A 26,346-nucleotide genomic window follows, 5' to 3' on the forward strand; every position below is an offset into this window, starting at 1 on the left:
ATGGCAGAAATTAAAAAAATTTTAATAGCTAATAGAGGAGAAATCGTTCAAAGAGCTGTTAGAACGATTAGAGAAATGGGTAAAAAATCTGTTGCAGTTTATAGCGCAGGTGATAAAAATGCTTCATATTTAAAACATGCTGATGAAGCTGTTTGTATTGGTGGAGCAAAATCAAAAGACTCATATTTGAATATTCCAGCAATTATTACAGCTGCTGAAATGACAGGTTGTGATGCAATTTTTCCAGGTTATGGTTTTTTATCTGAAAATCAAGATTTTGTTGAAATTTGTAGATTACACAATATCAAATTTATCGGTCCATCTGTTGAAGTAATGGAAAAAATGGCTGATAAATCAAAAGCTAAAGAAGAAATGATAAGAGCTGGTGTTCCTGTAGTTCCAGGGAGTAAAGGTTCTGTTCATTCTGTTACTGAAGGTAAAAAATTAGCTCTTGAAATTGGTTATCCAATTATGGCAAAAGCAGCAGCTGGTGGTGGTGGAAGAGGAATGAGACTTATTCATGATGAATCAGAATTTGATCAACTATTTATGGCAGCTTCAAGTGAAGCATTGGCTGCATTTGGTGATGGAACTATGTATCTTGAAAGATTTATTAATAATCCAAGACATATTGAAGTTCAAGTTGTTGGAGATTCTCATGGTAATGCTATTCACATAGGTGAAAGAGATTGTTCTTTACAAAGAAGACATCAAAAAGTTATTGAAGAATCACCTGCAATTTTATTAAATGATGAAACAAGAGCAAAACTTCATGATGTTGCTGTAAAAGCAACTAAATATTTAAAATATGAAGGTGCTGGGACATTTGAATTTTTAGCTGATGATAAACAAAATATTTATTTTATGGAAATGAATACAAGACTTCAAGTTGAACATCCTGTTTCTGAAATGGTTTCTGGTATTGATATTGTTGAATTAATGATAAAAGTAGCTGAGGGTGAAAAAGTACCTCCTCAAGAATCTATAAAATTCAAAGGTCATGCAATAGAGTGTAGAATTACAGCAGAAGATCCAAATTCATTTTTACCAAGTCCTGGAAAAGTTACACAATGGATGGTTCCTGGTGGAAGAAATGTAAGAGTTGATTCTCATGTTTATACAAACTATGTTGTTCCTCCATACTATGACTCAATGATTGGAAAACTAATTGTTTGGGGAAGAGATAGAAATAAAGCTATTAACATTATGAAAAGAGCTTTAGCTGAATTTGAAGTTGAAGGAATAAAAACTACAATTCCATTTCATCAAAAAATGATGGAAAATGAAGATTTTATTTCAAATAACTATGATACTAAATACCTAGAAAACTACAAAAAACTAGACGATTTATAAGAAAAGAGCTTAGCTCTTTTTCTTAAAGCTTAAATTTATCTAAAACTAGATATACTCCGGAAAATTATACACATTTATATACCCATTTTACTTTGATATATTAATCAAAGATTCATTTTCATTAAACTGACTTACTTGCAAGACTCAAATTGCGTTTTAATTGTACATTTATGGGCAAGATTTAATCTAAACTATATAACCGTGTGTATTTTTTATAAAATAATATACTAAGGTAAAAAAATGACTTTTAACGAATTCAATTTAAAAGATTTATTGCAAAAAGCAATAGATGAAGCAGGTTTTAAAGAACCAAGTCCAATACAAGAACAAGCGATCCCGTTTGTATTAGCAGGTAGAGATATTGTTGGACAAGCACATACAGGAACAGGTAAAACAGCAGCATTTGGACTTCCTATTTTAAATAATATGAAAGGTAATTCTGGTGTTGAAGCAGTTGTTATTGTTCCTACAAGAGAACTTGCAATGCAAGTTTCAGATGAATTATATAGATTTGGTAAATTCTTAGGTGTTAACACTGCAACTGTGTATGGTGGACAAGCTTATGCTAGACAAATCAAATTAATAGAAAATGCAGGAATTATTGTAGCAACTCCAGGAAGATTTTTAGATCTTTTAAGAGGTAATAAAATTGATATTAAACCTAATTACGTAATTCTTGATGAAGCAGATGAAATGCTTGATATGGGATTTTTAGATGATATTAAAGAAATTTTTACTTTCTTACCAAAAGAGAGACAAACTCTATTATTTTCTGCAACAATGCCATTAGCGATTAAAAATCTTGCTAAAACTATTTTAAATAACCCAGAGTTTATTACTTTAACAAAAAGTGATGTTACAAATTCAAAAATTACTCAAACTTTTTACGTTGTTGATGAAAGAGAAAGAGATGATGCATTAATTAGATTATACGATTACAAAAATCCAACTAAATCTATTATTTTTTGTCGCACAAAAAAAGAAGTTGATAGATTATCAACATTTATGGTTTCTCAAGGATTTATGGCAAAAGGTCTTCATGGTGATATGGAGCAAAGACAAAGAGAAGAAGCAATTAGAGCGTTCAAAACTTCTAAATTAGAAATTCTAATTGCAACGGATGTTGCAGCTAGAGGATTAGATGTTAATGATGTTTCTCATGTATTTAATTATCATTTACCATTTGATTCTGAGTCTTATGTACATAGAATTGGTAGAACAGGAAGAGCTGGAAAAGAAGGAATTGCTGTATCTATTGTAACTCCACATGAGTTTAGAATGTTACAAAAAATTGAAAAAAATATTGGTACAAAATTAGAAGCTAAAATAGTTCCTGATATTGATTCTGTAAAAGTGAAAAAAATAGCTGAATTAAAAAATCAAATTAGTGAACAAGAAATTAAAGATTATGCTTTAGCTTTAGTTGAAGAACTAAAAGAAGAATTCGATATTTCTACTATTGCATTTAAATTAGCATCTATGATTTCAGCATCTACATTTGTTCAAGGTAATAATAATATTGGAAAAACTGAGTCTGATATTAAAAGACTTATTGAAAATTCAAGTAGATATGATAGCGAAGGTTCATCTTCTGGAAGAAATTCAAGAGGTGGAAGTAGATTTGGTTCAAGAGGTGGTTCACGAGGTGGAGATAGAGATAGAAATTCTAGACCATCTGGAGATAGAAACTCAAGAGGTGGAGATAGAGATAGAGCTCCAAGAGGTGATAGACCAGCAGGTGACAGAGCACCAAGACCAGCAGGAGATAGACCAAAACCAAGTGGAGATAGAGATAGAGCTCCAAGAGGTGATAGACCAGCAGGTGATAGAGCACCAAGACCATCAGGGGATAGACCAAAACCAAGTGGTGACAGAAGTCCAAGACCATCTGGTGATAGAAGTAGAAAAAGAGATTAATTCTCTTTTTTGAAATTTTAATATTCTCATATAAATTCTAACAAAAATCAAAAAATCACAATTCTTTAGCAATAATATAATCTAAATAATAATTCTATAATAATTTTAAGCTTATTTAAAGCTAAGGTAAACAATATACTACTATAATGACAATATAAATAAGTTATAAAAGGTTTACCTTTGGATATAAGAACAATAAACAGCTTTGAAAAAGCAAGAGAAAAAACCCTTCCTAGTTTTGCAAAACTTTCATTAGCAATGCTATTTATAGTAGTCGTATTTTTGTGGTCCTATACATCCCATGGAAATGTACCTAATAATACATTTCTGATTATTGGTGCCATATTTGGTGCTTATATGGCAATGAATATAGGTGCAAACGATGTTGCAAATAATGTAGGACCTGCTGTTGGTTCTAAAGCAATTACAATGACATGGGCAATTATTCTTGCTGCAATATTTGAAGCTTTAGGTTCTTTTATCGCAGGTGGAGAAGTTGTAAAAACTATAAAAGATGGAATAATCGACCCTGCATTAATAGCAAATCCTGAAATATTTATTTGGGCTATGACAGCAGCGCTTTTATCTGGGGCTTTATGGCTAAATTTTGCAACTTCTATTGGAGCTCCTGTTTCAACTACACATTCAATTGTTGGTGGAGTAATGGGTGCAGGAATTGCAGCTGCAGGTTTTTCAATTGTTGATTGGAATATGGTTGGAACAATTGTTGCTTCTTGGATTATTTCGCCCTTGTTAGGTGGAATAGTTGCCGCTGGTTTTTTATTTTTTATCAAAAAACAAATAATTTATAAAGACAATTTAATTGAATCATCAAATAAATTTGTTCCTATATTAATTGCATTTATGGCTTGGTCTTTTAGTACATATATTATTTTAAAAGGATTAAAAGCCATAGTTAGTGTGAATTTTTTTGTTGCAACAATTATTGGATTAATTATTGCTATTTGTGTTTATTTTATTGTAAAGCCTCTTGTTAAGAAAGCTTCTTTAAAATTAATTAATAATAGAACATCAATTAATTCTTTATTTAATATTCCACTTATATTTGCAGCAGCTTTATTATCTTTCGCACATGGAGCTAATGATGTTGCAAATGCAATAGGACCATTAGCTGCAATTAATGATGCAATTATGAATTCTGATGTTGCAAGTAATGTTAATATTCCCTTTTGGGTTATGGCAGTTGGTGCTTTTGGTATAGTTGTTGGGCTAGCTTTATATGGGCCTAGACTTATTAAAACTGTAGGTTCTGAGATTACTGAACTTGATCAAATCAGAGCTTATTCTATTGCTATGGCTGCTGCATTTACTGTTATTGTTGCAAGTCAGTTAGGTCTTCCCGTATCTTCTACTCATATTGCAATTGGTGGTGTTTTTGGAGTTGGTTTTTTAAGAGAATATCTTGATATGAATGAAAAAAGATTTTTACAAGAGACAAGAAAAAAATTCAAAAAACATAAAAAAGAACTTGATAATATGCAAGAAGAATTAGATAAAATCGAACTTATTAAAGATAAATCAAAATCTAATTATATAAGAATAGTTGAATTATATAAAAAAATTGATGAAAAAGATGATTTAGTGAAGCTTGAGAAAAAAGATATTAAAGACGCAAAAAGTACTAAATATGTTAAAAGAGATGCTGTTAAAAAAATTATTGCTGCTTGGATTATTACTGTTCCTGCTGCTGCAATTCTTGCTGCTGCAATATTCTTTATGATAAAAGGTATTATGGTTTCATAAGTAGTATTTACTTATGAAATCTTCTAAATATTTATCACTTTAATGATAAAATCTCTCAAATTTTTAAGAGGGATTTATTATCGAAGCAATACTATCTGTTTTACCTATATATTTTTTTATTTTACTTGGTTTTATGGCCAAAAAAATCTTTACAAATCAAATCGATGAAAAAAGTTTAGTTCTTTTATCTTTATATTTTTTCCAACCAATATTAATTTTTTGGGGTTTAACTAAAACTCCTATCAATTTTGAATTTGTTATTTCGCCTTTTATTTATTTAGTTGCTGTTTTAATTTCACTTCTTTTATTACTTTTATTTAATAAACAAATTTTTAAAGAAAGAACAGATCAATCTATATATTTAGCAACGGCACTTGTTGGTAATACTGGTAATTTAGGAATTCCTCTTGGAATTGCATTGTTTGGGGTTGAATCAGTTCCCTACACAAGTATAATTAATATTGCTAATACTTTATTTATTTACGTTTTTTCTGTTTATTTCTTTGCTAGAGAAAAATTCTTTTTAAAAGAAGCAATCTTAGCAATATTTAAAATTCCTGGGATTTGGTTTGCAATTCTTGCATTAATTATAAATTATAATGGAATTACTATTGATAAAAGTATTTCTATTGCACTAGAAATGGGCGCTTATACTTCAATAATAATTCAGTTAGTTATTTTTGGAATATATTTATATAATGTAAAAATAAAATCTATGCCATGGCATTTATCATTACATATTAGTTTTGTAAAACATATATTATTGCCTGTTGTTGGAATAATTATCATAGTTTATTTCACTAATTTAAATTCATTTGTAGCTTCTATTTTAATTATGGAATTAGCAGTTCCTCTTGCTGTAAATAATGTAAATTTAGCTGCTTTATATAACTGTAAACCATACAATGTTGCTGCAACTATTTTAGTATCAACTACTTTATTTGTTTTTTTACTCTATTTTTATATAGAAATTATTAAATATTTCGTTAAGTAGATTTTCATGTGTGGTATTTTAGGAACAAATTTTATTTCTAATAAATTTGATAAATCTTTGGAACTTTTAAATAATCGTGGTCCAGACTTTCAAAAATTTATCAATATTGATAATAAACAATTTGGTCATACAAGACTTGCAATTATTGATTTAGATGAAGAAGCAAATCAACCTATGATTTTTGATGATATTTTACTTGTATTTAATGGAGAAATTTACAATTACAATGAATTGATTCTTTCAGAAGAGTTAGAATGTAAAACAAAAAGTGATAGTGAAGTATTAATTCGTCTTTATCAAAAATATGGATTTGATTTTTTAAATAAACTAAATGGAATGTTTGCCTTTTGTATTTTTGATATGAAAAAGAATCTTTATTTTTCTGCAAGAGATAGATATGGCAAAAAACCATTTTTTTACTATTTTAAAGATAATAAATTTATTTTTTCATCAAGTATTAAATCAATTTTAAATCTACTTGATTATAAACCAAATCTAAATAAAGTGGCCCTTTCAAAATATATGCAATATTTTGTCTCTTTTGGTGAAGATACATTTTATCAGGACATTTATAAACTTGAAGCCGCATCATATATGATTTATGAGCGAAATAAGGCTCTTGAGCTTCAAAAGAAGAAATATTATAAGATAAATACATATAAAGCTATAAAGGATGAAAAACAGGCTTTAAATGATATTGAAGAGCTTTTATTCAAAAGTGTTGAGTATAGGCTCAACAGTGATGTGGAAGTTGCTTCTCTTTTAAGTGGTGGAATTGACAGTTCATTAATATCAGCACTTTATACAAAAATATCAGGAAAAAAGATAAATACCTTTAGTGTTGGCTATGATGAATATAAAAACTATTGTGAACTTGATTTTGCACAAATTACAGCAACTCATATAAACTCAAATCATAATCCAGTAGTTATAAATCAAAAAGAGTATATCAATTATTTTGAACAAACACATGATATGCTTGAAGAACCTCATGGAGATAGTGCAGCTATTCCTTTAAATATCTTAACAAAACAGATACATAAAGCGGGAATCAAAACTGTATTATCAGGTGAAGGAAGTGATGAAATATTTTTAGGTTATGATAACTATACAAAGTTTTTAAAATATTATGAGTTTGAAAAAAGTCTTTCAAATGAACAAAACCTTTTTTTAAATGACATAATTGGAGCTTTACAAAATAATACTAAAGAGAGTGAATATTTAAGAAGAATTGTAAAAAAACAAAATCTTTATAACTCTTTTGGAGAAATTTATACGGACATTCAAAGAAAAAGATTATTCAAAAAAGTACCAACTTTTAAAAGTGAAACTGCTAAACAAGATCCCGTTGATTGGATGAGTTATATTGACTTAAAAATTTGGCTAGGAGAGGCACTATTGAGTAAAGTTGATAGAATCTCTATGGGTAACTCTTTGGAGATTAGAACGCCATTTTTGGACTTTAATTTAGTGAATTATATGTTTAGTGTAGAATCATCTATAAAAGTGGGCGATACTAATAAATATTTACTAAAAAAAATAGCTTCTAAATATATTCCAGATGTTATTATTAATAGAACAAAAAAAGGTTTTAATTCACCTTTTAATGAGTGGTTAAATAAAGAGTATAAAGATAAAATCCTTGATGTGATAGTTGAAGTAAATAATCAAACAAATCTCTTTAATCATGAATATATATTACATATTTATGAACTATCAAAATCAAATAAATTTAAACAACATCTTTATTCACTTTTTGTATTCTCTTTATGGTACAAAAAAGAGTTTCTTTCTTAAGAAAAAAGATTGTAAAATCAAATAAATTCAAGATTATTAAAAAGAGAAGATATGACTATATTAATACCAGTAGATTCTAAAAAAAGAGATGAATGTGTTATTTCATCAATTGAAGAAAATAAGGCTTGGGCATTTGTTACATTAGACGAAGGAAGAGTTGAAAAAATTGAATTCTTTGACAGACGTGAAGATATTTCTTGTTGGATTGATGCTGTTGTTGTTATAAATGCTTTAGAATATGTTTGGCCTTTTATGGATGAAGGAATTATTGCTTTAATTGCTCCAACTCAAAAAAGTATTGATGAAATTGTAGAAGCATTTTTATTCAAAGATTTACACGACTTCTCAATTTAATGAAATTTAAAAAAAAAGATTTAAATCTACTTACTAAAGTTATTGCTTCACGACGAGATGTTAGAGGTAATAATTTTATAAATAAAGAAATATCAAGTAAAAAATTAAATATAATTCTTAATTCTGCGCTACATGCACCTTCTGTTGGATATTCTCAACCTTGGCACTTTATTTTAGTTGATAAAGAAAAAAGAGATCTAGTTTATGATCACTTTAGTAAATCATTCGAAAAAAGTAAAGATAAATTTCTCGATAAACCTTTGTACAATAGTTTAAAACTCGAAGGAATAAAAGAATCAAATATTAACATAGCTGTTTATTATAAAAAAAGCTCATCAAATGTTTTAGGTCAAACATATATGAAACGAACAGGTGAATATTCTGTTGTTTGTGCAATTTTAAATATGTGGCTTACTGCTAGAGCTTTAAATATTGGAATGGGTTGGGTTTCTATTTTAAAACCTAAAAAGATAAATAAAATATTTGACATAGATAAAAATGAGTATAAATTTATAGCTTATTTATGTTTTGGATATACAAAAGAGTTTTATAATGAGCCAGAATTAAAAAAACTTAAATGGAATAAAAAGAAAAAATTAAAAGATTGTTTCTTAAAATAGAAAGGTTTTACTTTCTATTTTAAAATCCATTTGGATTAAATCCACCAAAATCATCTCCAAAACTATTAAAATCTAAATTTTGTGTATATGGATTTGAATATCCATTTTGAACAGAAATATTTTGAAGTTGCATAATATCAGCTTTTGGATCAATGCCTTGTGGACATACTAAAGTACAAGCGCTACATAATGTGCAATCCCAAATACCATTTGTTTGAATAGAATCAACTATAGTCGCTTTATTTACTAACTTTTTATCATTTACATACCTTAATGCTCTTGTAAGAGCAAAAGGTCCTAGAAACTCTTTATTTACTTCATAAACAGGACATGAACTATAACATGAATTACAAAGAATACAATTACTTTGTAAATCTATATTTTTTATATTTTCTTGAGATATTTCAGTTGATTGGATATTTGAGTTTATTGTTAGATTTAATTTCTTTATCAAGAATGTTTCATGTGAAACATCTACAACGAAATCTTTTATAATATTTGTATTATTCATTGGTTCTATTAAATCATTATCGTTTATATTTGTTTTACATGCAAGTTTCTCTGTTCCATTAACTTTGACTGCGCATGAGCCACAAACGCCACTTTTACAGCCACATCTAAAAGTTAAACTTGAATCTATTTCTTTTCTTATTTCAATAAGAGATTGTAAAAGGTTTGCATTTTTTACTTCGTATTCATTTATTTGATTGTTTTCTAATGATTCATTATTAAATCTTTTTATCAATATTTTCATTTTATTTCCTCGAATCTGAAAACTATTTCATCATTTGATTTTTTTATAATGCTATTTTTTTCATAATCTTTTAGTTCAAAAGGAAAATCCAATCTAAAATGACTTCCCCTACTCTCTTTCCGATTTAATGCAGAAATACAAACAAGTAAAGCAACATTTATAATATTTTTAAATTCAATAAACTCTACTAAATTTTTATTATAATATTTTGATTTATCACTTATTCCCATAATTTTTATTTCTGATTGAATTTTTTTTATTTTTTCAATCAAATCTAGAACTTTTATTTCGTTTCTAAATAATCCCAAATTATTGAAAAGTAATTTACCAATTTCATCTTTTTTATTATAAAAATTTATTTCATTTGGATAGCTATAAATCTCGTTTATTAAATTTATCTCTTTTGAGATTGTATTTCCTGATTTGTTTATTTCATTAATTTTTTTTGCTTCATTTAAAGCATTTATTCCTGCAATTTTTCCAAAAGTTACTATTTCAAGTAATGAATTACCACCCAATCTATTTGCACCATGAATTGAAGCTTCTGCACACTCTCCGCAGGCAAAAAGATTTTTTATATTTGTTTTTGCATCTTCATTAGTTTTTATTCCGCCCATACTATAATGACTTGCTGGAGTTATTGGAAGTAATTGTTCTTCAATCTTTATATTTGAGTAATCAAAGGCTAAGTTACTTTCTTGTGGCATTAATTCTTTTATTTTATCAATACCTAAATGTCTTAAATCTAAATACACTTTTTGATTTTTTTCTATTTTTTCATATATTGCTCTTGCAACTTCATCTCTTGGTTTTAACTCATCAATGAACCTATTTTCTTTTTCATCAAGTAAATATCCACCTTCACCACGAGCACTTTCACTAATTAATATATTAGAATTTTCAAGGCTTGTTGGATGAAATTGAACAAATTCCATATTAGATAGTTCTACTCCTGCATCAAAAGCGATAGCTATACCATCTGCAGTATTTGAATATGAATTTGTTGTATGATTAGTATAAATTCCCGCATATCCACCAGTTGCTAAAATTGTTGTTTTAGATAAAAATTCTTTTACAACTCCCTCTTTTATATCAAGAGCTGTAACTCCTATACATTTGTCATCTTCAATGATTAAATTTAATAAAAGATGTTCGTTTTTAAACTCAATATCTTCTTCTATACATCTATCATAAAGTGTATGTAAAATCTTTAATCCAGTATAATCACTTGAATAACAAGTTCGGATTTTTTTTGTTCCTCCAAACTTTCTTTGTGATATTTTGTTCTCATTTGTTCGATTAAATGGCACACCAATAGAATCAAGCCAATAGATAGTTTCTTTAGCATTTTGACACATTATCTTTATATTATCTTTATTTGATAGTTTACAAGAAGCTTTATATGTATCTTCTATATGAGTATCTATACTATCATCATCTTCATATAATACAGCATTTATTCCACCTTGTGCTTGAACACTTTGAGAATGAGTTGGATAAGTTTTAGAAAGTACTAGAACTTTTGAATTATTATTTGAAGCATTTATTGCTGCTGTTAATCCAGCGATTCCTGAACCAATTATTAGTACATCAATCATGTTACTAATCCCAAAATTCTTTAAGTGGTTCAGGCTTATCTTTTGTTAAGTCTGAATCAAATGAAAATTCATTATTCTCATCATCTGGAAATGAATGCCCAACATCTTCTTTTATTGGTTCAATATTTTTAATAGGTTCAATTTTTTCAGATTTAATCTCTTTTTTAATCTCTTGTTTATTTGTAGGTATTTGATTTTTTAATAAAAGATATTCATTCATTATTTGTTCATAATGATTAAAATCTAATAGTATAATTCCTGGTTTACCATCTCTTAGTACTATAGCTTTTTCAATTTCATTTCGATTTAATTTATCAAAAATATTTTTACTTTTTCTTATTAATTCAGTCGATGAAAACATTTCATTTGATGTGTATTGTAATAAAGCCATTAGAATCCTTTATGTATTATAATATGTATTATAACACAAATTTAAAATAATATTTTTGTTTTTCACTAATAACTAAAAATATTAAATCTAGATTTAGCGAGTAAATAATTACTCTATATATAAGGCTTAGTATTTAATTTTACAATATATTTATCTTTTAATTTTGTATTTAAATTAATATATAATATCAATCTATATAGTATGAATTTTGTTTTTTGTATTATTAATAAGAAAAGTAGATTTATTTTAAAGATGAATTATAAACATACTTGTAAGTATGTTTATAATTAAGAATAAAATATATTCAAAAATATATTTTTACAGATATTATTTTGAGAAAATTTCTTCAGCCCACTCTGTAATAGGACCTCTTAAAACTTTTTGTAATTTAATTGCGTATGAATTTACAAGTTTATTTTCATTTTTAGTTGACTTTAGTAATGTTGTTAAGGCATTTGTATATTTATTTACATAGAAGTTATCTATTTGTTTATTAGAACCAAGTACCACAACTTTACATGAACTATCTATTCTTGAAAGAACCATTTGCATTGTTTTATTTGACATATTTTGAGCTTCATCAATTATTATAAATGCATTTGATAATGTTCTTCCTCTCATTTCCCCTACCCACATTGTTTCAATTCCATAATTGCTAATCATTTGTTCAATTCTTGCAGTCACTTCACTATCATCAAGTTCTGCAAAAATAGCATCGGGATTTTTTTTATTTCTTTTTCTTTTATGTTCAGTTCTTATTATATAGTCTAAACTATCCATCAAAGGATGATTATATATTCTAAACTTCTCTTCAAGTCCTGGTAAATATCCAACATCTTCACCTTTATCGAGTGATTCAATAGAATTTCTAATATAAATGATTTTTTGAAAGTATTTTTGACGAACTAATTTTAAAGCCCCACTAAGGGCTAAAAGTGTTTTACCTGAACCAGCCTTAGCTTCAATGATTAAAACGTTGTACAAGTGATTTAAAATAGCATCACTAAAGAAAAGTTGTTCTTTATTCAGTGGAGTAATAATTTGATCTCTAATCTCTTCTTCGTTAAGTAGATTTATTCTTTTATTTTGAATATTAGCTAATAATACTTGATCTGATGATTTAACTTTAAAGCAATATGAAAAATTGTAAGGTTTATATTCTTTATCAAATTTATCAATTACTTGATTATCTAAAAACTCTAAATCTTCAAAATTTATTGTTATATCTTTTGTAAATTCAAAGTTAAATACATCTTTATCCTTACCAACAAGGGAATCTGTTTTTATATCAAGAGATATAGCTCTTGTTCTTGCCATTATATCAAGGGATAAAAACTCAACTTGATTTTTATAATAAGAATTTGCAAACTTTGCAATCTCTAGTATTTTTCTATCATTTATGATATTTAAAGATACATTTTTTATATTTACGTCATATTCTTCTTTTGAGATTATATCTATAAAAGTATTTTTATCATTTTCAATTTTTAAACGAATAATTTTGAATAAATCTTTTTTTATTGATTCAACTATAATTGCATTCTCAAGAATTCTTGCAAATTCTCTAGCTTGAAAATTTATTTCTTCAAAACCACTTTTTTTTGTATCAATTTCATCCAAAACAGTTTCAGCAAGTATGATTAGATTGTGACCATCTTGAGAAAGTTTAAAAATATTTGTTGCATCTTCTAATAAGATATTTGTATCTAAAATATAGTATTTTTCAAAGTTCATTAAATTACCTTTTTAGGTTTCATTATCGCATAAGATATATATGCAAATAGTACTACAATTATTGCTGTGAACAATAATGAAAATGATTTTGTAATAACATATCCTACTATAAGTATTGCTAACATAGTTGGCATTTCATTATACATTCTAAAGAATTTACCACTTTTATTGCAAGTCTCATTATGAAGTTCTTTTCTATATTTATCAAGAGAAAAAGAATAAATTATTAATAAAATTAAAGCAAATAATTTAGCATACATCCATGGATTAGTATTAAAATCTAATAAAACAGGATTTAAAACCAACATTGTAATTCCACTTAATATAGTTGCCCACATTGCAGGATGACCAATATATTTGTAGATTTTAAACTCTTGAATTTTTACAATCTCAACATACTCTTTTTTATCAATATTTTCAACATGATAAACAAAAAGTCTAGGAAGATAAAAAAGCATTGCCATCCAAGACATAAAAGCAACTACATGAAAAGTCAAAACCCAAGTATAATATTCCATTTTAAACCTCTTTTTTATTTTTTATTTTAATAAGCCATTCATTTAAAGTCTTTTCAAATCCAATATTTGAATTTTCATAAAGTTCTAAATTTTCTTTTAAATATTCTTGTTCAACATATCCTCCAAAATTATGGGGGTATAAATAGCCTATATGTTGCGAATCAAGATGTTTTGGTATATCTAGTAGTTTTCCAGCTTTTATCTCTTCTAGGGCTTTATTTACAGCTTTATATGCACTATTAGATTTTGGACTTGATGCTAAGTAGATTGCACATTGTGATAAAATGATTCTTGATTCAGGATAACCTATTTTATTACAAGCAACCATTGTATTAACTGCAAGATTTAAAGCATTTGGATTTGCATTTCCAATATCTTCACTAGCAAATATTACCAATCTTCTTGTTATAAAATCTACACTTTCTCCACCATTTATTAATCTGCTCATATAATATAAAGCTGCATCAATATTTGAACCTCTTAAAGATTTTATCATTGCACTTGCTAAATCATAATGAGTATCTGAAGATGAAACTCCATCCCCTATTACATTTTCCCTTAACTCTTTTAATAAAGATATATTTATATCTTTTGATACTTTATATGCAAAATTTAAAAGTGTAAGCATGGCTCTTGCATCACCAGAACTTGATGTAATTAGATATTCTAAAGCATCTTCATGGATATTTATTTCAATATCTTTTAAAGCAATATCAAGAATTTTATTCATCTCTTCTTTTGTAAAAGCTTTAAATTCATATAAAAATGATCTTGAACGAATAGCAGAAGTTAAAGTAAAAAATGGATTCTCTGTACTTGCGCCAATTATTATTGCATCATAATTTTCCATTATTGGAAGCAAAACTTCTTGTTGAGTTTTTGAAAGTCTATGAACTTCATCGATAAAAATCAAAGGTTTAATTAAAGAGCCTTTATATTTATCAAATACTTTTCGTAAATCTTCAATTTTTATACTTGTTGCATTAAAGTAAAAATAGTCAGTGTTGATTTCTCGTGCAATAATTTTTGCTAAAGTAGTTTTTCCAGTTCCAGGTTTTCCATAAAAAAATAGATGAGGAATATCTTTTTGTTTGATTAGTTTATAAAGTGCTTTATCTTTTGCGATAATATGAGATTGACCAACAAAAGTTTCTAAACTTGTTGGTCTTAGTTTATTAGAGAGGTCTATCATCTTCATTCATAAAGATTCTTAGATTTTTGTATTCCTCTTTTGTTAAAAATCTTGTTTTTCCAGTAGGAAGATTATTTAAAGAAATTCCACCATATTCCAATCTTTTTAAATCAAGAACATCAAGTCCAAAATGGGCAAAAAATCTTCTTAATTCTCTATTTTTACCTTCAGAAATTACAACTTTAATTTTAGAAAATTTTTCACTATTTGTTAGAATATCATAGGCTAAAAATGGTGCAAAACTCATAGATTTTATTTTAGTTGTTTTAAAAGCTCCACCAGTTGCATCTTCAATTTCTAAACCATTTTGCATAGCTTGTTCAACTGGTTTTGTAATTACCCCATTTACTTTGATTTTATAAACTCTTTCTAAATCAGAGTGCATTAAAGCATCAACAATTTCTACACTATCAGATAAAAGTAATAAACCTTCACTAGCATAGTCAAGTCTTCCAACACTTAAAAAATGTTTATATTTATGATCAAGTGAATCATAAATAGTTTTTCTACCCTGAGGATCTTTTTTAGAAACAATTTCACCTTTTGGTTTATTGTAAACAATTACTGTACTAATTCTATTTTTATCTTCTCTGATAGATTTTTTACCAATATGTACTTCATCACTATTTGAAACTTTTGTTGCAAGATTTGTAACAACTTTTCCATTTACTTTTACTCTACCCTCTTCTATTAGCTTATCAGCTTCTCTTCTTGAGTAGTTACTATTATGAGATAAAAATTTATTTAATCTTACTAACTCTTCTGGAGTTTCTTCTATTTTCTTTTTCATTTTATACCAGCTTCAATTAAATCATGAATATGTAATACACCAACTAATTTATCATTTTCATCAGTTACAATTAATAGCTGTATTTTATAATCTTCTATTACTTGCAGTGCATCACTTGCTAAAAGCTCTTTGTTCTTTAATCTTTTTGGATTTTTTGTAGCAATATCTTCTACTTTACAATCCATTGAAAAATTATCATTCATTAAAGCTCGTCTTAAATCTCCATCACTTAAAAGTGCAATTACTTTTTTATTTTCATCTTCAATAATAACGCTTCCAAGTCTTCCTTCGCTCATTACTAAAATTGCATCTTTTAATTTTGTTTCACGTGAAACGACAGGAAGATTTTCTTTTCGTAATAAATCATCTACTTTAACAAAGAGTTTTTTACCTAAACTTCCACCTGGATGAAAAGATGCAAAATCCTCTTTCTTAAAATTTCTTTTTTTCATTAAACAAACAGCAAGTGCATCACCCATTGCCATAGTTAAAGTTGTAGAAGACATTGGGGCTGCATCAAGGGGACAACCCTCTTTTTCTACATTTATATTTATAAAAATATCTGCATATTTTGCAAGAGTTGATTCAGGATTCCTAGCCATTGCAATTAAAGGAATATTAAATCTCTTTAAGTGAGGAAGAATTTGAACTAATTCATCACTTTCTCCACTATATGAAATTCCCAAAACAATGTCTTCTTTTCCAACCATTCCTAAATCACCATGCATTGCTTCTGTTGGGTGAAGAAAAAATGAACTTGTTCCTGTACTTGCTAATGTTGCCGCAATTTTGGTTCCAACAAGTCCAGATTTTCCAACTCCTGTAATAATTAATTTACCTTTTGAATTTATGATTAAATCAATAGCTTTTTCAATATCAAAAGAGATAGTAGCTGCTGCTTTTTCTAACTCTTTTGCTTCAGTTAATAAAACATCTTTAACTATTTGTATAAAATCCATTTTTATTCCTTATTGAACAAAGATTGTTGGAACTATCATTGGGTATTTTTTATATTTTCTTGTACAATGTTTTCTTACTACTTTTCTTAATTCATCTTCTAATATTCTATTGTTTTTTAGAATACCTGGTTTAATATTTTCTAAGAATATAGTTAATAAATCTTCAATTTCTTTTGAAAAGAATTTATCTTGTTTATCTGAAACTAAACCAAATGAAGTTACTTTTGGTCTTTGAGATAATGTTCTATCATCTTCATTTATTTGAGCAACAATCATAACAACACCTTCGTTTGCCATTGTTTGTCTGTCTAAAATTACATCATCAGAAATTTTATGATTTAATTGATTATCTATATAAACTTTTCCAGTTTTAACTGTTTTTACTTTTTTTAGATATTTTGGAGTAACTTCAATTTGTTCTCCATCACTCATAATATAAACATTTCTTTCTAAAACACCACAATCAATACCAGTTTGACCATGTTTTAATGCATGGTTATATTCACCATGAACTGGTAAAAAGAATTTAGGTTTTACAAGTCTAAGCATCAATTTTTGTTCTTCTTGAGCAGCATGACCTGATACGTGAATATCTGGATAATCTTGATATGCAACTTTTGCACCAGCTTTTAAAAGATGATTAATAATTTCAGAAACACTTCCTTCATTACCAGGAATTGCTTTTGCAGAAAGAATAATTTGATCTTCAGGTTTAATTTTGATATGTCTATGTTCATGAATTGCCATTCTATAAAGAGCTGACATTGATTCACCTTGAGAACCAGTTGTTACAATTAAAACTTCTTTATCATTATATTTATTTACTTCATGCGCTTCAATAAATTGATCTTTTGGGAATTTAATATAACCAAGATTCATTGCAATCTCAAGATTCTTTTCCATTGATCTTCCAATAACACAAATCTTTCTATTGTATAAAAGTGCTTTTTCAATTGCTTGAGAAACTCTGTGAATATTTGAAGAAAAAGTTGACATTAAAACTCTTCCTTTTGCATTTTGGAATATTCTATCAAAAGTTGGTCCAACAGTTTTTTCTGTTCTTGTAAATCCTGGTGAATGTGAATTTGTTGAATCAGAAGTTAAAACTAAAACACCCTCTTCTCCATAATGTGCAATTCTATGTAAATCTGTAGGAAAACCATCAATTGGAGTATGGTCAATTTTAAAGTCACCTGTATGAATCATTGTTCCAGCTGCTGTTTTAACCGCAATACACGATGAATCAATAATTGAGTGAGTTACATGCATCCATTCAACTTCAAACTCATTTCCAATTTTAATAGGTGTTCTTTTTTGAATAGCTCTAAATAAAGATCTATGTTCTCTCATTTTATGTTCATCAAATTTTGAACCAATCATTTCAAGTGGTAATGATGTTCCATACACTGGAAATTGCATCTCTTTAAATAAATAAGGCATTGCACCAATGTGATCTTCATGCCCATGTGTAATAATAATTCCAACAATTTTTTCTTTAATTTCTCTAATATAAGTAAAATCAGGGATTAAAATATCTACACCATGCATATTTTCATCAGGGAAACTCATACCAACATCAACAATTATTGCTTCATTCTCTGTTTCAATAACCATCATATTTCCACCAATTTCACCTAATCCTCCAAGTGGAGTAATTTTAAGTTTAGCAGTCGTATTTAAATTTAATTTATAATGTGGATTTAATCTATCTCTATGTATTTTTTCATTTACTAAATAGGCTTTTTTTAAATCAGTAATCCAACCTTCACCTTTTACTTGAGTCGCTTGTGGATCTTTTGCAACTTTTGGTTTTGGCTTTCTTTTTTTGAAAGGTTTTTTAGTTTCACCCTCTGTGTTTTGTGGGTTAGTTTCATTTTGATTAGCTTCATTGCTAACAACAATTTGTTCTTCTTTGTTAATTTCTTCCATCTTTTACCCTTGTATGCATTTGGCTATACAAAGATGAACTTACTTCATGAGGTCTAACATTATCATTAATACTTAATTCTTCATAAATTTTAGAGATGGTATTTTTATCTATCACTGATGTAAGATTTTTTGAAAGTTTTTTTCTTGGCTGCACAAAACAGGCCTTTAAAAACTTATTAAAATCCTTATCAAGATATTTATCCATATCTTTTTTGATATAAAGAATTGAAGATATTATCTTTGGAGGTGGATCAAAAGATTCAGGTGGAACATCAAACAGTATTCTAGAATCAACAGAAATTAATTCCGTGATAATACCAAGTGATGAATAATCTTTATCGTTAACTTTCGCAGTAAATTTTTCTGCTACCTCTTTTTGAACCATTACAATAATGTGTTCACAATTTTTATCTTCAAATGCTCTTAATATAATGTTTGTTGCAATATAGTACGGTAAGTTTGCAATTAAGTCATATTTACCGTCATTTAGGGTTTTTTGCTTGTCCCAAGCCACTAAAACATCTGTGTGAATCAGTTTTAGTTTTTCCTCTTTTATTTCTATTGCGAACTTAGACTTTAAGATACCAATTAAATCAGTATCAACTTCATAAGCAGTCATATCTTTGTACTTGACTAAATTTTTGGTCAAATCACCTAATCCAGGCCCAATTTCCACCATATAATTATTGTTGTTGGGCATCGATTGGATGATCTTATCCAAAATAGTCGTATCTTTTAAAAAGTTTTGTCCGTATTGTTTTTTTGCTTTTACTTTTTCCATAATTGCAAGGAGTATATCTGCTTTTAACTTACAATTAGATAAGATAATATTTAGTAATTAAGAAGGATTTTAGTTGAGTAGTTTTGCAAAAAGAATAATACCATGTTTAGATGTTGATAATGGAAGAGTTGTAAAAGGGGTAAATTTTGTTGGACTTCGTGATGCTGGTGATCCAGTTGAAGTTGCAAAAAGATATAACGCTGAAGGAGCTGACGAGCTTACTTTTTTAGATATTACAGCTAGCCATGAAAATAGAGGAACTATTGTTGACATTGTAAAACAAGTTGCTAAAGAAGTATTTATTCCTTTAACCGTTGGTGGAGGAATTAGAAAACTTGAAGATATTTATGCTTTATTAAATGTGGGTTGTGACAAAGTTTCTATAAATTCTTCAGCTGTTTCAAATCCAAACTTAATAAATGAAAGCTCAAAAAGATTTGGTTCACAATGTATTGTTGTAGCAATTGATGTAAAAAGAGTTGCTGATGGCTCATATCATGTTTTTGTAAAAGGTGGACGAGAAGATACGGGTCTTGATGCACTAGCTTGGGCAAAAGAGGTTTATGATAGAGGTTGTGGAGAAATACTATTAACTTCTATGGACACTGATGGTGCAAAAACAGGATTTGAATTAAATATTACTGGTCAAATTTCAAAACTTGTAGACATTCCAGTAATTGCAAGCGGTGGTGCTGGAACAATGGAACACATAAAAGAGGCTTTTGAATGTGGAGCAAGTGCAGCATTAGCCGCTTCAATTTTTCACTTTAAAGAGATAGATATTATGGATTTAAAAAGATATTTAAGAGCAAATAATATTCCAGTAAGGATATAAAATGATGAAAAAAAGATTTTTTATAGCGGCACTTTTATTACCAATTTTAGGATTTTCTTACGAATTAAATTTTAATAAAAGTTTTACAAAAGTTGTAAATCCTGATTTATTAACAACAAATATTACAATTAGTGTTGAGAAAAAAGATGAAAATAAAGTAAATAGTGAAATAGAAAAATTTAGTGATTTTTTAAAAAAAACAAATGATGTAATTCTTAAAAATGGTAGTTTTACATTAAGTCCTAAATATAAATATCATGATAATAAACAAGAATTTATAGGTTATGTTGGAAATTTAAGATATACAGCTGAATCAAAAAATGCAAAAGATTTAAATGTTTTTATGGATAAATTAATTTCAATAAAAAACGGCATCAAATCAGATGAAGTAAAACTTAATATCTCAAATGTTTCTTGGAAAACAAGTGATAATTTAGAAAATAAGAATTTTGATGATTTAAGACTTGAAGCTATAAATTGGATTGATAGTTACGCAAAAACTCTTTCTTCACAAGTTTCTAAATATTGTGAAGTTTCAAAAATAAATATTTTTGAAACAAACACAGGAAATGTAGTCTATGCAAGGTCTGAAATGGCATATTCAGGTATGTCAAAATCAATGGCAGATATAGCACCAATTAATAGTGAACAAAATATAACAATCAATCCAAATTTTATATTGGAATGTAAATGATTATATGTGCTGGAAGAAATGAAACTTTTCATTTCGCTCACCCAATAGGGGTAGGTCTAATCGAATCTGCTATAAATCTTACAAGAATGTGTTTATTTAATAAACCAGAATATCTACTTTTTGTTGGAAGTGCAGGCTCTTACGGTAATCATCAGATTTTTGAAATAGTTGAATCAAAAAGAGCTTCGAATATAGAATTAGGATTTTTAACACAAAGTGCATATACTCCTTTAGATAATGTACTTGAATCTGAAAATAAGTTTGCGAGAAATGACACGATTGTAAACTCTTCAAATTATATATCAACAAATGAAAAACTTTGTAAAGAGTTTTTAGATTATGGAGTTGGAATTGAAAATATGGAGTTTTTTTCAATTTTAAGTGTTGCAAAAGAGTTTGAAATTCCAGTTGCTGGAATATTCGTAATAACAAACTATACAAATGAAAATGCCCATGAAGATTTTATAAAGAATCACAAAGAGGCAATGGATAAACTAACAAAATATTTACTTGAAAAAAATATAATAAAATAAATAAAATATTGGACAAATTATAATGGCAAAAGAAGAGTTATCATCTATATATGATTACACATTAGATGAATTAAAAGAGAAATTAAAACCATCATTTAGAGCAAAACAAGTTTATAACTGGCTTTATAAAAAGTATGTTAGTTCTTATGATGAAATGAAAAATATACCAAAAGATTTATTAGATGATTTAAAAACAAATTATCCACTTGATATTATGCAAATTGTAAAAAAAGAACAAAGTGTTGATGGAAGTATAAAATATCTTTTTAAATTAAGAGATAACCACACCGTAGAAGCTGTTTTACTTTTGATGAAAGAGAAAAAAAAAGATGAAGATGGGAATATTGTAAGAAGTGAAAAATACACTGTTTGTATTTCATCTCAAGTTGGATGTAAAGTTGGATGTAGTTTTTGTTTAACTGCAAAAGGTGGATTTGTACGAAATCTTACAGTGGGAGAATATATAGCTCAAATTGTAAATATCAAAAGAGATAATGATATAGCTGAAAATAAAGCTTTAAATATCGTTTATATGGGGATGGGTGAGCCACTTGATAACTTTGATAATTTTATAAAAGCTGTTAGTATTTTTTCTGAACTTGATGGATTGGCGATTAGTAGAAGAAGGCAAACTGTTTCAACTTCTGGGATTGCGTCAAAAATAGAAAAATTAGGAAAAATTGATTTAGGAATACAGTTGGCAATTTCACTTCATGCGGTTGATGATGAGTTAAGAAGTGAACTAATTCCAATGAATAAAGCTTATAACATTGCTTCAATTATTGATGCTGTTAAAAAATTCCCAATAGATACAAGAAAAAAAGTTATGTTTGAGTATTTAGTAATTAAAAACAAAAATGATTCACTAGATGCTGCAAAAAAACTTGTAAAACTTCTAAATGGAATACAATCAAAAGTGAATTTAATTTTCTTTAATCCATATCCTGGAACTACATATCAGCGACCAGAAGTGGAAGATATGCTAAGATTCAAAGATTATTTAAATGAAAAAAGCGTAATTTGTACGATTAGAGAATCAAAAGGCTTAGATATAAGTGCAGCTTGTGGACAGTTAAAGGAGAAAGAAGCAAATGGGAATTCTTGAAATATCATTACTAGTATTTATAGCAATTGTTGCAATTGTTACAGGCGTAGGATTTTATATACAAAATAAAAAAGAAGAGGAGAAATAATTTAATGGCAATTACAAGATTCGCACCAAGTCCAACGGGATATTTACATATTGGTGGGCTAAGAACATCACTTTATAACTATTTATGGGCTAGAAAAACAAATGGTGAATTTAGACTAAGAATTGAAGATACAGATACAGCAAGAAACAATGAAGAAGCAATGAAAGCAATCATTAGTGCATTTGATTGGGTTGGATTAAATTATGATGGTGAAGTATTTTATCAATCAAAAAGAACAGATATTTATAAAGTTTATATTGACAAACTTTTAGAAAATGGAAATGCTTATAAATGTTATATGAGTAGAGATGAACTGGATAGCCTAAGAGCTTCTCAAGAAGCAGCAAAACAAAATCCAAGGTATGATGGAACTTGGAGACCTGAAGCTGGAAAAGTATTACCACAAATTCCAGCAGGAATAGAGCCAGTTATTAGAATAAAAGCTCCATTATCTGGAACTATTGAATTTGAAGATGGTGTAAAAGGTAGTATGAAATTTGATGCTAATCAAGTTGATGATTTTGTAATCGCAAGAAGCAATGGAATGCCAACATATAACTTTGTTGTTGCTATTGATGATGCATTAATGAATATGACAGATGTAATCAGAGGTGATGACCACTTATCAAATACTCCAAAACAAATTGTTGTTTATAATGCATTAGGATTTAAAGTTCCTAAGTTTTATCATGTTCCAATGATTAATAATCCATCAGGTAAAAAACTATCTAAAAGAGATGGTGCTATGGATGTTATGGATTATAAAAATCTAGGATATTTACCAGAAGCTTTACTTAACTTTTTAGTAAGACTTGGTTGGTCAAATGGTGACCAAGAGATTTTCTCAATGGAAGAGATGTTAGAGCTATTTGATCCTTCAAATATAAATAAATCTTCTTCATCATACAATGGAGAAAAACTTTTATGGTTAAATTCTGAATATATAAAAGCTGTTTCAAATGAAAGATTAATCGAAGAGTTAAAGTTTTTTGATTTAGATTTATCTCATCATCCAAAAAGAACTGAGTTATTAGACTTATCAAAACAAAGAGCTCAAACAATCGTTGAATTAAAAAAATCAATTACTGATATTTTAGATGTTCCAACTTCTTATGAAGAAGCGGGAGTTAAAAAATTTGTAAAAGAAGATACAAAAGATTTTTTAGAAAAATATCTTGAATTATTAGAAAAAAACAAAGAAGATTTATATAATGTTGAAAATGTTGAAGAAATTACAAAACCATTTATTGCTGAAAATGGACTAAAATTTCCACAATTATTTCAGCCAATTAGAATAGCATTAACAGGTGGAACACAAGCCCCTTCTGTTTATGACATTATCGCAATACTCGGTTTTAACGAAGTTTCTTCAAGGTTAAAAGAAGCCTTAAAAAGAAATTTTCAAAATACTTGATTATTTAAAAATAATCTGGCATAATAGCTGTACATTTACAAAGGACAAAATAGATGAATATTTACGTAGGAAATTTATCATATAGAACAAATGATAAAGATTTAGAAGAGCTTTTCTCAAAGTTTGGTGCAGTAAAAAGTGCAAAAGTTATAATGGATAGAGAAACAGGAAAATCAAAAGGTTTTGGTTTTATTGAAATGGAAGATTCATCAGCTGGTACTAAAGCAATCGAAGCTTTAAATGGTAATGAGAGCGAAGGTAGAACTTTAAGAGTTAACGAAGCGAAACCAAGAGAAGAAAGACCTAGAAGACAATTCTAATTTAAAAAAAGTAGTGCTTTTTTTTAAAAACACTACTTCCTTTTTATACAACTTAAAAACATCCAAAGAAAGTCTCTATTATGAAAATTTTATTATTAGAAGACGATTTAATGCTTAATGAAATTATAGAAGAACATTTAGTTTCACAAAAACACGAGATTACAACCGTTTTTACGGGTTTAGAAGCACAAGATTTACTGTACAGCCAAAAATTCGATTTACTACTTTTAGATGTAAATGTTCCTATTCTTAATGGTTTTGAACTATTAAAAGAGTTGCGACAAAAAGAGATTTATACACCAGCCATATTTTTAACTTCCCTAAATCAAGTTAGTGACATTGAAGAGGGATTTAAATCTGGCTGTGATGACTACATAAAAAAACCTTTCGAACTTAAAGAGTTGGATATTAGAATAAATAATATAAAACGACTTTTTAACATCAATCCAAACAATTTAATTGAAATATCAAAAGATACATTTTTAGATGTTGATAATTTGCTTATTATAAAAAATGATAAACAGATTCATATAGCAAAAAAAGAGTGTGAAGTTTTACAATATTTAATTAAAAATAGTAATAAACAAGTTAGTCAAGAAGAGCTTAGTTCAAATGTTTGGAGTTATGAAGATTCCCCAAGTGCTGCTACAATTAGAACATATATAAAAAATCTTAGAAAGATTTTAGGTGATGAATATATCATAAATCTAAGAGGAGTTGGTTATCGATTTAACAAGCAGTGAAAAGAGTACATATCTAAGATTTTTATTTTTGTATTTAGGTTCTTCTTTTGTTTTAATGATTTTTATTGCAACTCTTTATTATCAAAATGAAAAAATACTTTATTATGATTTAACTAAATCAAATATGCAAAATGAAGTTTCAAAAATTTCTTCTTTAATTATTCTTTCACATATGGGTGGAAATAAATTTGATAAAGAAAAATTACTCGAAACAGAAAATTATAAAATCTCTTTTTATGACAAAAATCAAAATAAAATATTTGGAAATCTAGATGAAAATATTAATTTTTCAAAAAAGATTATTGATACAAAAAATAGTTTTATTTTAGTAGATGATTCAGTTTTAGGGCATTTGGATATATATTATATTGCTTTAAAAGAGAATATGTATTTTAAAAAAATAGAAGAATTAAAACTAAATATTATTAGTATATTTTTTATTATTTATTTAATTATTGCACTTATTGGATTTTATTTAGCAAAACTTTTTTTGAGACCTATTCGTGAAGAAAGAGTAAAATTAAATAACTTTATAAAAGATACAACCCACGAATTAAATACTCCAATTAGTGCTATTTTGATGTCAACTGAAAACAAAAATCTAAGCGAAAAACAAATAGAAAGAGTAAGAATTAGTGCAAAAAGAGTTTCTGAAATTTATAGTGATTTGACATATTTGTTTTTAGAAAATAAAGAGACAATTAAAAATATTCAAGAGTTTAATTTAAAAGATTTGATAAGTGAACAAATGGAATATTTGGATTTAATTGCCACAAAAAAAAGAGTTAAAATAAATAAAACTATTGAAGATTTTGATTATAAAATAGATAAAGATGATTTTATTAGAATCTTTAATAATTTAGTTTCAAATGCTATAAAATACAATAAAATAAGTGGAGTAATAGATATTTCACTAAAAAATAATATATTAAAAATATCAGATAGTGGCATTGGTATAGAAAAAGATAAAATTAATGATATTTACAAAAGATATTACAGAGCAACAAATGAACAAGGTGGTTTTGGTATTGGTTTGAATATTGTAAGTTATATTTGCAGTTTTTATAAAATAAAAATCACTGTTGATTCACAAATAAATAAAGGAACAACTTTCAGTTTAACTTTTTAGGTTCTCTACACTTTAACTACTCACAAAAAAAATAAAATAC

25 protein-coding genes are annotated in these 26,346 nt (G+C 27.4%); 15 read left to right on the forward strand and 10 right to left on the reverse strand.

Going from position 1 to position 26,346, the window contains the following annotated elements:
- From ASUIS_RS00430 to bluB, 7 genes are all read left to right on the forward strand, one after another.
- Complete coding sequence (locus ASUIS_RS00430) at window positions 1-1,353, forward strand: acetyl-CoA carboxylase biotin carboxylase subunit (RefSeq protein ID WP_118885189.1); 1,353 nt, start codon at window positions 1-3, stop codon at window positions 1,351-1,353.
- A gap of 240 nt (window positions 1,354-1,593) precedes the next feature.
- Complete coding sequence (locus ASUIS_RS00435) at window positions 1,594-3,270, forward strand: DEAD/DEAH box helicase (RefSeq protein WP_118885190.1); 1,677 nt, start codon at window positions 1,594-1,596, stop codon at window positions 3,268-3,270.
- A gap of 180 nt (window positions 3,271-3,450) precedes the next feature.
- Window positions 3,451-5,034, forward strand: coding sequence for an inorganic phosphate transporter (locus tag ASUIS_RS00440; protein WP_118885191.1), 1,584 nt, complete (start codon window positions 3,451-3,453; stop codon window positions 5,032-5,034).
- A gap of 88 nt (window positions 5,035-5,122) precedes the next feature.
- Window positions 5,123-6,028 carry an AEC family transporter gene (locus ASUIS_RS00445; RefSeq protein WP_226800030.1) on the forward strand — a complete coding sequence of 302 codons (906 nt, stop codon included), beginning with the start codon at window positions 5,123-5,125 and terminating at the stop codon, window positions 6,026-6,028.
- Window positions 6,029-6,034: 6 nt separating this feature from the next.
- Window positions 6,035-7,825 carry an asparagine synthase (glutamine-hydrolyzing) gene (gene asnB / locus ASUIS_RS00450; protein WP_118885193.1) on the forward strand — a complete coding sequence of 597 codons (1,791 nt, stop codon included), beginning with the start codon at window positions 6,035-6,037 and terminating at the stop codon, window positions 7,823-7,825.
- A 51-nt stretch (window positions 7,826-7,876) separates the two neighbouring features.
- Window positions 7,877-8,179 carry a hypothetical protein gene (locus ASUIS_RS00455; RefSeq protein ID WP_118885194.1) on the forward strand — a complete coding sequence of 101 codons (303 nt, stop codon included), beginning with the start codon at window positions 7,877-7,879 and terminating at the stop codon, window positions 8,177-8,179.
- Entirely contained in the window at window positions 8,179-8,799 is a 621-nt protein-coding gene (gene bluB, locus ASUIS_RS00460; protein ID WP_118885195.1) for a 5,6-dimethylbenzimidazole synthase, read from the forward strand. Before ASUIS_RS00455 ends, bluB begins: the two co-directional genes overlap by 1 nt.
- 19 nt (window positions 8,800-8,818) lie before the next feature.
- On the opposite strand, the gene ASUIS_RS00465 is transcribed toward bluB, so the two are convergent.
- The 10 genes from ASUIS_RS00465 to rsmA all read right to left on the reverse strand — a co-directional run bounded on the left by ASUIS_RS00465 (window position 8,819) and on the right by rsmA (window position 19,445).
- Window positions 8,819-9,553, reverse strand: coding sequence for a succinate dehydrogenase/fumarate reductase iron-sulfur subunit (locus ASUIS_RS00465; RefSeq protein ID WP_118885196.1), 735 nt, complete (start codon window positions 9,551-9,553; stop codon window positions 8,819-8,821).
- Entirely contained in the window at window positions 9,550-11,151 is a 1,602-nt protein-coding gene (locus ASUIS_RS00470) for an FAD-dependent oxidoreductase (protein ID WP_118885197.1), read from the reverse strand. The genes ASUIS_RS00465 and ASUIS_RS00470 overlap by 4 nt, the downstream gene beginning before the upstream one ends.
- A gap of 4 nt (window positions 11,152-11,155) precedes the next feature.
- The gene (locus ASUIS_RS00475) at window positions 11,156-11,542 is read right to left on the reverse strand and encodes a hypothetical protein (protein WP_118885198.1); all 387 of its coding nucleotides are present in this window, start codon (window positions 11,540-11,542) and stop codon (window positions 11,156-11,158) included.
- A 327-nt stretch (window positions 11,543-11,869) separates the two neighbouring features.
- Complete coding sequence (locus tag ASUIS_RS00480) at window positions 11,870-13,276, reverse strand: PhoH family protein (RefSeq protein ID WP_118885199.1); 1,407 nt, start codon at window positions 13,274-13,276, stop codon at window positions 11,870-11,872.
- Window positions 13,276-13,794: a protoporphyrinogen oxidase HemJ gene (hemJ, locus tag ASUIS_RS00485; RefSeq protein WP_118885200.1), complete on the reverse strand. Its 519-nt coding sequence runs from the start codon at window positions 13,792-13,794 to the stop codon at window positions 13,276-13,278. The genes ASUIS_RS00480 and hemJ overlap by 1 nt, the downstream gene beginning before the upstream one ends.
- Before the next feature lies 1 nt (window position 13,795).
- Window positions 13,796-14,986 carry a replication-associated recombination protein A gene (locus ASUIS_RS00490; protein ID WP_118885201.1) on the reverse strand — a complete coding sequence of 397 codons (1,191 nt, stop codon included), beginning with the start codon at window positions 14,984-14,986 and terminating at the stop codon, window positions 13,796-13,798.
- Window positions 14,970-15,776, reverse strand: a complete 807-nt coding sequence (locus tag ASUIS_RS00495) for a pseudouridine synthase (protein WP_118885202.1) — start codon at window positions 15,774-15,776, stop codon at window positions 14,970-14,972. The genes ASUIS_RS00490 and ASUIS_RS00495 overlap by 17 nt, the downstream gene beginning before the upstream one ends.
- A complete protein-coding gene (locus ASUIS_RS00500; RefSeq protein ID WP_118885203.1) occupies window positions 15,773-16,735 on the reverse strand; it encodes a KpsF/GutQ family sugar-phosphate isomerase in 963 nt (320 codons plus the stop codon). The genes ASUIS_RS00495 and ASUIS_RS00500 overlap by 4 nt, the downstream gene beginning before the upstream one ends.
- Window positions 16,736-16,744: 9 nt before the next feature.
- Window positions 16,745-18,664: a ribonuclease J gene (locus ASUIS_RS00505; RefSeq protein ID WP_118885204.1), complete on the reverse strand. Its 1,920-nt coding sequence runs from the start codon at window positions 18,662-18,664 to the stop codon at window positions 16,745-16,747.
- A complete protein-coding gene (rsmA, locus tag ASUIS_RS00510; protein WP_118885205.1) occupies window positions 18,651-19,445 on the reverse strand; it encodes a 16S rRNA (adenine(1518)-N(6)/adenine(1519)-N(6))-dimethyltransferase RsmA in 795 nt (264 codons plus the stop codon). The genes ASUIS_RS00505 and rsmA overlap by 14 nt, the downstream gene beginning before the upstream one ends.
- A 73-nt stretch (window positions 19,446-19,518) precedes the next feature.
- Here rsmA and hisF point away from each other — a divergent pair, with 73 nt between their 5' ends.
- The 8 genes from hisF to ASUIS_RS00550 all read left to right on the forward strand — a co-directional run bounded on the left by hisF (window position 19,519) and on the right by ASUIS_RS00550 (window position 26,306).
- Window positions 19,519-20,280, forward strand: a complete 762-nt coding sequence (gene hisF / locus ASUIS_RS00515; protein ID WP_118885206.1) for an imidazole glycerol phosphate synthase subunit HisF — start codon at window positions 19,519-19,521, stop codon at window positions 20,278-20,280.
- A gap of 1 nt (window position 20,281) precedes the next feature.
- Window positions 20,282-20,974: an SIMPL domain-containing protein gene (locus ASUIS_RS00520; RefSeq protein WP_192894406.1), complete on the forward strand. Its 693-nt coding sequence runs from the start codon at window positions 20,282-20,284 to the stop codon at window positions 20,972-20,974.
- Entirely contained in the window at window positions 20,971-21,507 is a 537-nt protein-coding gene (locus tag ASUIS_RS00525) for a phosphorylase family protein (RefSeq protein ID WP_118885207.1), read from the forward strand. The genes ASUIS_RS00520 and ASUIS_RS00525 overlap by 4 nt, the downstream gene beginning before the upstream one ends.
- 22 nt (window positions 21,508-21,529) lie before the next feature.
- Entirely contained in the window at window positions 21,530-22,612 is a 1,083-nt protein-coding gene (gene rlmN / locus ASUIS_RS00530) for a 23S rRNA (adenine(2503)-C(2))-methyltransferase RlmN (RefSeq protein ID WP_118885208.1), read from the forward strand.
- Window positions 22,613-22,704: 92 nt separating this feature from the next.
- Window positions 22,705-24,114, forward strand: a complete 1,410-nt coding sequence (gltX, locus tag ASUIS_RS00535) for a glutamate--tRNA ligase (protein ID WP_118885209.1) — start codon at window positions 22,705-22,707, stop codon at window positions 24,112-24,114.
- 53 nt (window positions 24,115-24,167) lie between these two features.
- Window positions 24,168-24,434: an RNA recognition motif domain-containing protein gene (locus ASUIS_RS00540; protein ID WP_118885210.1), complete on the forward strand. Its 267-nt coding sequence runs from the start codon at window positions 24,168-24,170 to the stop codon at window positions 24,432-24,434.
- An 80-nt stretch (window positions 24,435-24,514) separates the two neighbouring features.
- Window positions 24,515-25,177, forward strand: a complete 663-nt coding sequence (locus ASUIS_RS00545) for a response regulator transcription factor (protein WP_118885211.1) — start codon at window positions 24,515-24,517, stop codon at window positions 25,175-25,177.
- Window positions 25,152-26,306: a sensor histidine kinase gene (locus tag ASUIS_RS00550; protein ID WP_152031903.1), complete on the forward strand. Its 1,155-nt coding sequence runs from the start codon at window positions 25,152-25,154 to the stop codon at window positions 26,304-26,306. Before ASUIS_RS00545 ends, ASUIS_RS00550 begins: the two co-directional genes overlap by 26 nt.
- Window positions 26,307-26,346: the final 40 nt, after the last annotated feature.

Origin of the sequence: Arcobacter suis CECT 7833 (assembly GCF_003544815.1) — a bacterium.
Taxonomy (GTDB): domain Bacteria; phylum Campylobacterota; class Campylobacteria; order Campylobacterales; family Arcobacteraceae; genus Aliarcobacter; species Aliarcobacter suis.

What these genes read in the sequence shown, in the direction of transcription:
- ASUIS_RS00545 (WP_118885211.1), top strand. Translation starts at nt 24,515, where the DNA reads ATGAAAATTTTATTATTAGAAGACGATTTAATGCTTAATGAAATTATA.
- ASUIS_RS00475 (WP_118885198.1), bottom strand. Translation starts at nt 11,542, where the DNA reads ATGGCTTTATTACAATACACATCAAATGAAATGTTTTCATCGACTGAA.
- ASUIS_RS00525 (WP_118885207.1), top strand. Translation starts at nt 20,971, where the DNA reads ATGATTATATGTGCTGGAAGAAATGAAACTTTTCATTTCGCTCACCCA.
- hemJ (WP_118885200.1), bottom strand. Translation starts at nt 13,794, where the DNA reads ATGGAATATTATACTTGGGTTTTGACTTTTCATGTAGTTGCTTTTATG.
- asnB (WP_118885193.1), top strand. Translation starts at nt 6,035, where the DNA reads ATGTGTGGTATTTTAGGAACAAATTTTATTTCTAATAAATTTGATAAA.
- rlmN (WP_118885208.1), top strand. Translation starts at nt 21,530, where the DNA reads ATGGCAAAAGAAGAGTTATCATCTATATATGATTACACATTAGATGAA.
- ASUIS_RS00500 (WP_118885203.1), bottom strand. Translation starts at nt 16,735, where the DNA reads ATGGATTTTATACAAATAGTTAAAGATGTTTTATTAACTGAAGCAAAA.
- ASUIS_RS00470 (WP_118885197.1), bottom strand. Translation starts at nt 11,151, where the DNA reads ATGATTGATGTACTAATAATTGGTTCAGGAATCGCTGGATTAACAGCA.
- bluB (WP_118885195.1), top strand. Translation starts at nt 8,179, where the DNA reads ATGAAATTTAAAAAAAAAGATTTAAATCTACTTACTAAAGTTATTGCT.
- ASUIS_RS00505 (WP_118885204.1), bottom strand. Translation starts at nt 18,664, where the DNA reads ATGGAAGAAATTAACAAAGAAGAACAAATTGTTGTTAGCAATGAAGCT.
- ASUIS_RS00455 (WP_118885194.1), top strand. Translation starts at nt 7,877, where the DNA reads ATGACTATATTAATACCAGTAGATTCTAAAAAAAGAGATGAATGTGTT.
- ASUIS_RS00490 (WP_118885201.1), bottom strand. Translation starts at nt 14,986, where the DNA reads ATGATAGACCTCTCTAATAAACTAAGACCAACAAGTTTAGAAACTTTT.
- gltX (WP_118885209.1), top strand. Translation starts at nt 22,705, where the DNA reads ATGGCAATTACAAGATTCGCACCAAGTCCAACGGGATATTTACATATT.
- ASUIS_RS00495 (WP_118885202.1), bottom strand. Translation starts at nt 15,776, where the DNA reads ATGAAAAAGAAAATAGAAGAAACTCCAGAAGAGTTAGTAAGATTAAAT.
- ASUIS_RS00430 (WP_118885189.1), top strand. Translation starts at nt 1, where the DNA reads ATGGCAGAAATTAAAAAAATTTTAATAGCTAATAGAGGAGAAATCGTT.
- ASUIS_RS00540 (WP_118885210.1), top strand. Translation starts at nt 24,168, where the DNA reads ATGAATATTTACGTAGGAAATTTATCATATAGAACAAATGATAAAGAT.
- rsmA (WP_118885205.1), bottom strand. Translation starts at nt 19,445, where the DNA reads ATGGAAAAAGTAAAAGCAAAAAAACAATACGGACAAAACTTTTTAAAA.
- ASUIS_RS00520 (WP_192894406.1), top strand. Translation starts at nt 20,282, where the DNA reads ATGATGAAAAAAAGATTTTTTATAGCGGCACTTTTATTACCAATTTTA.
- ASUIS_RS00480 (WP_118885199.1), bottom strand. Translation starts at nt 13,276, where the DNA reads ATGAACTTTGAAAAATACTATATTTTAGATACAAATATCTTATTAGAA.
- ASUIS_RS00435 (WP_118885190.1), top strand. Translation starts at nt 1,594, where the DNA reads ATGACTTTTAACGAATTCAATTTAAAAGATTTATTGCAAAAAGCAATA.
- ASUIS_RS00465 (WP_118885196.1), bottom strand. Translation starts at nt 9,553, where the DNA reads ATGAAAATATTGATAAAAAGATTTAATAATGAATCATTAGAAAACAAT.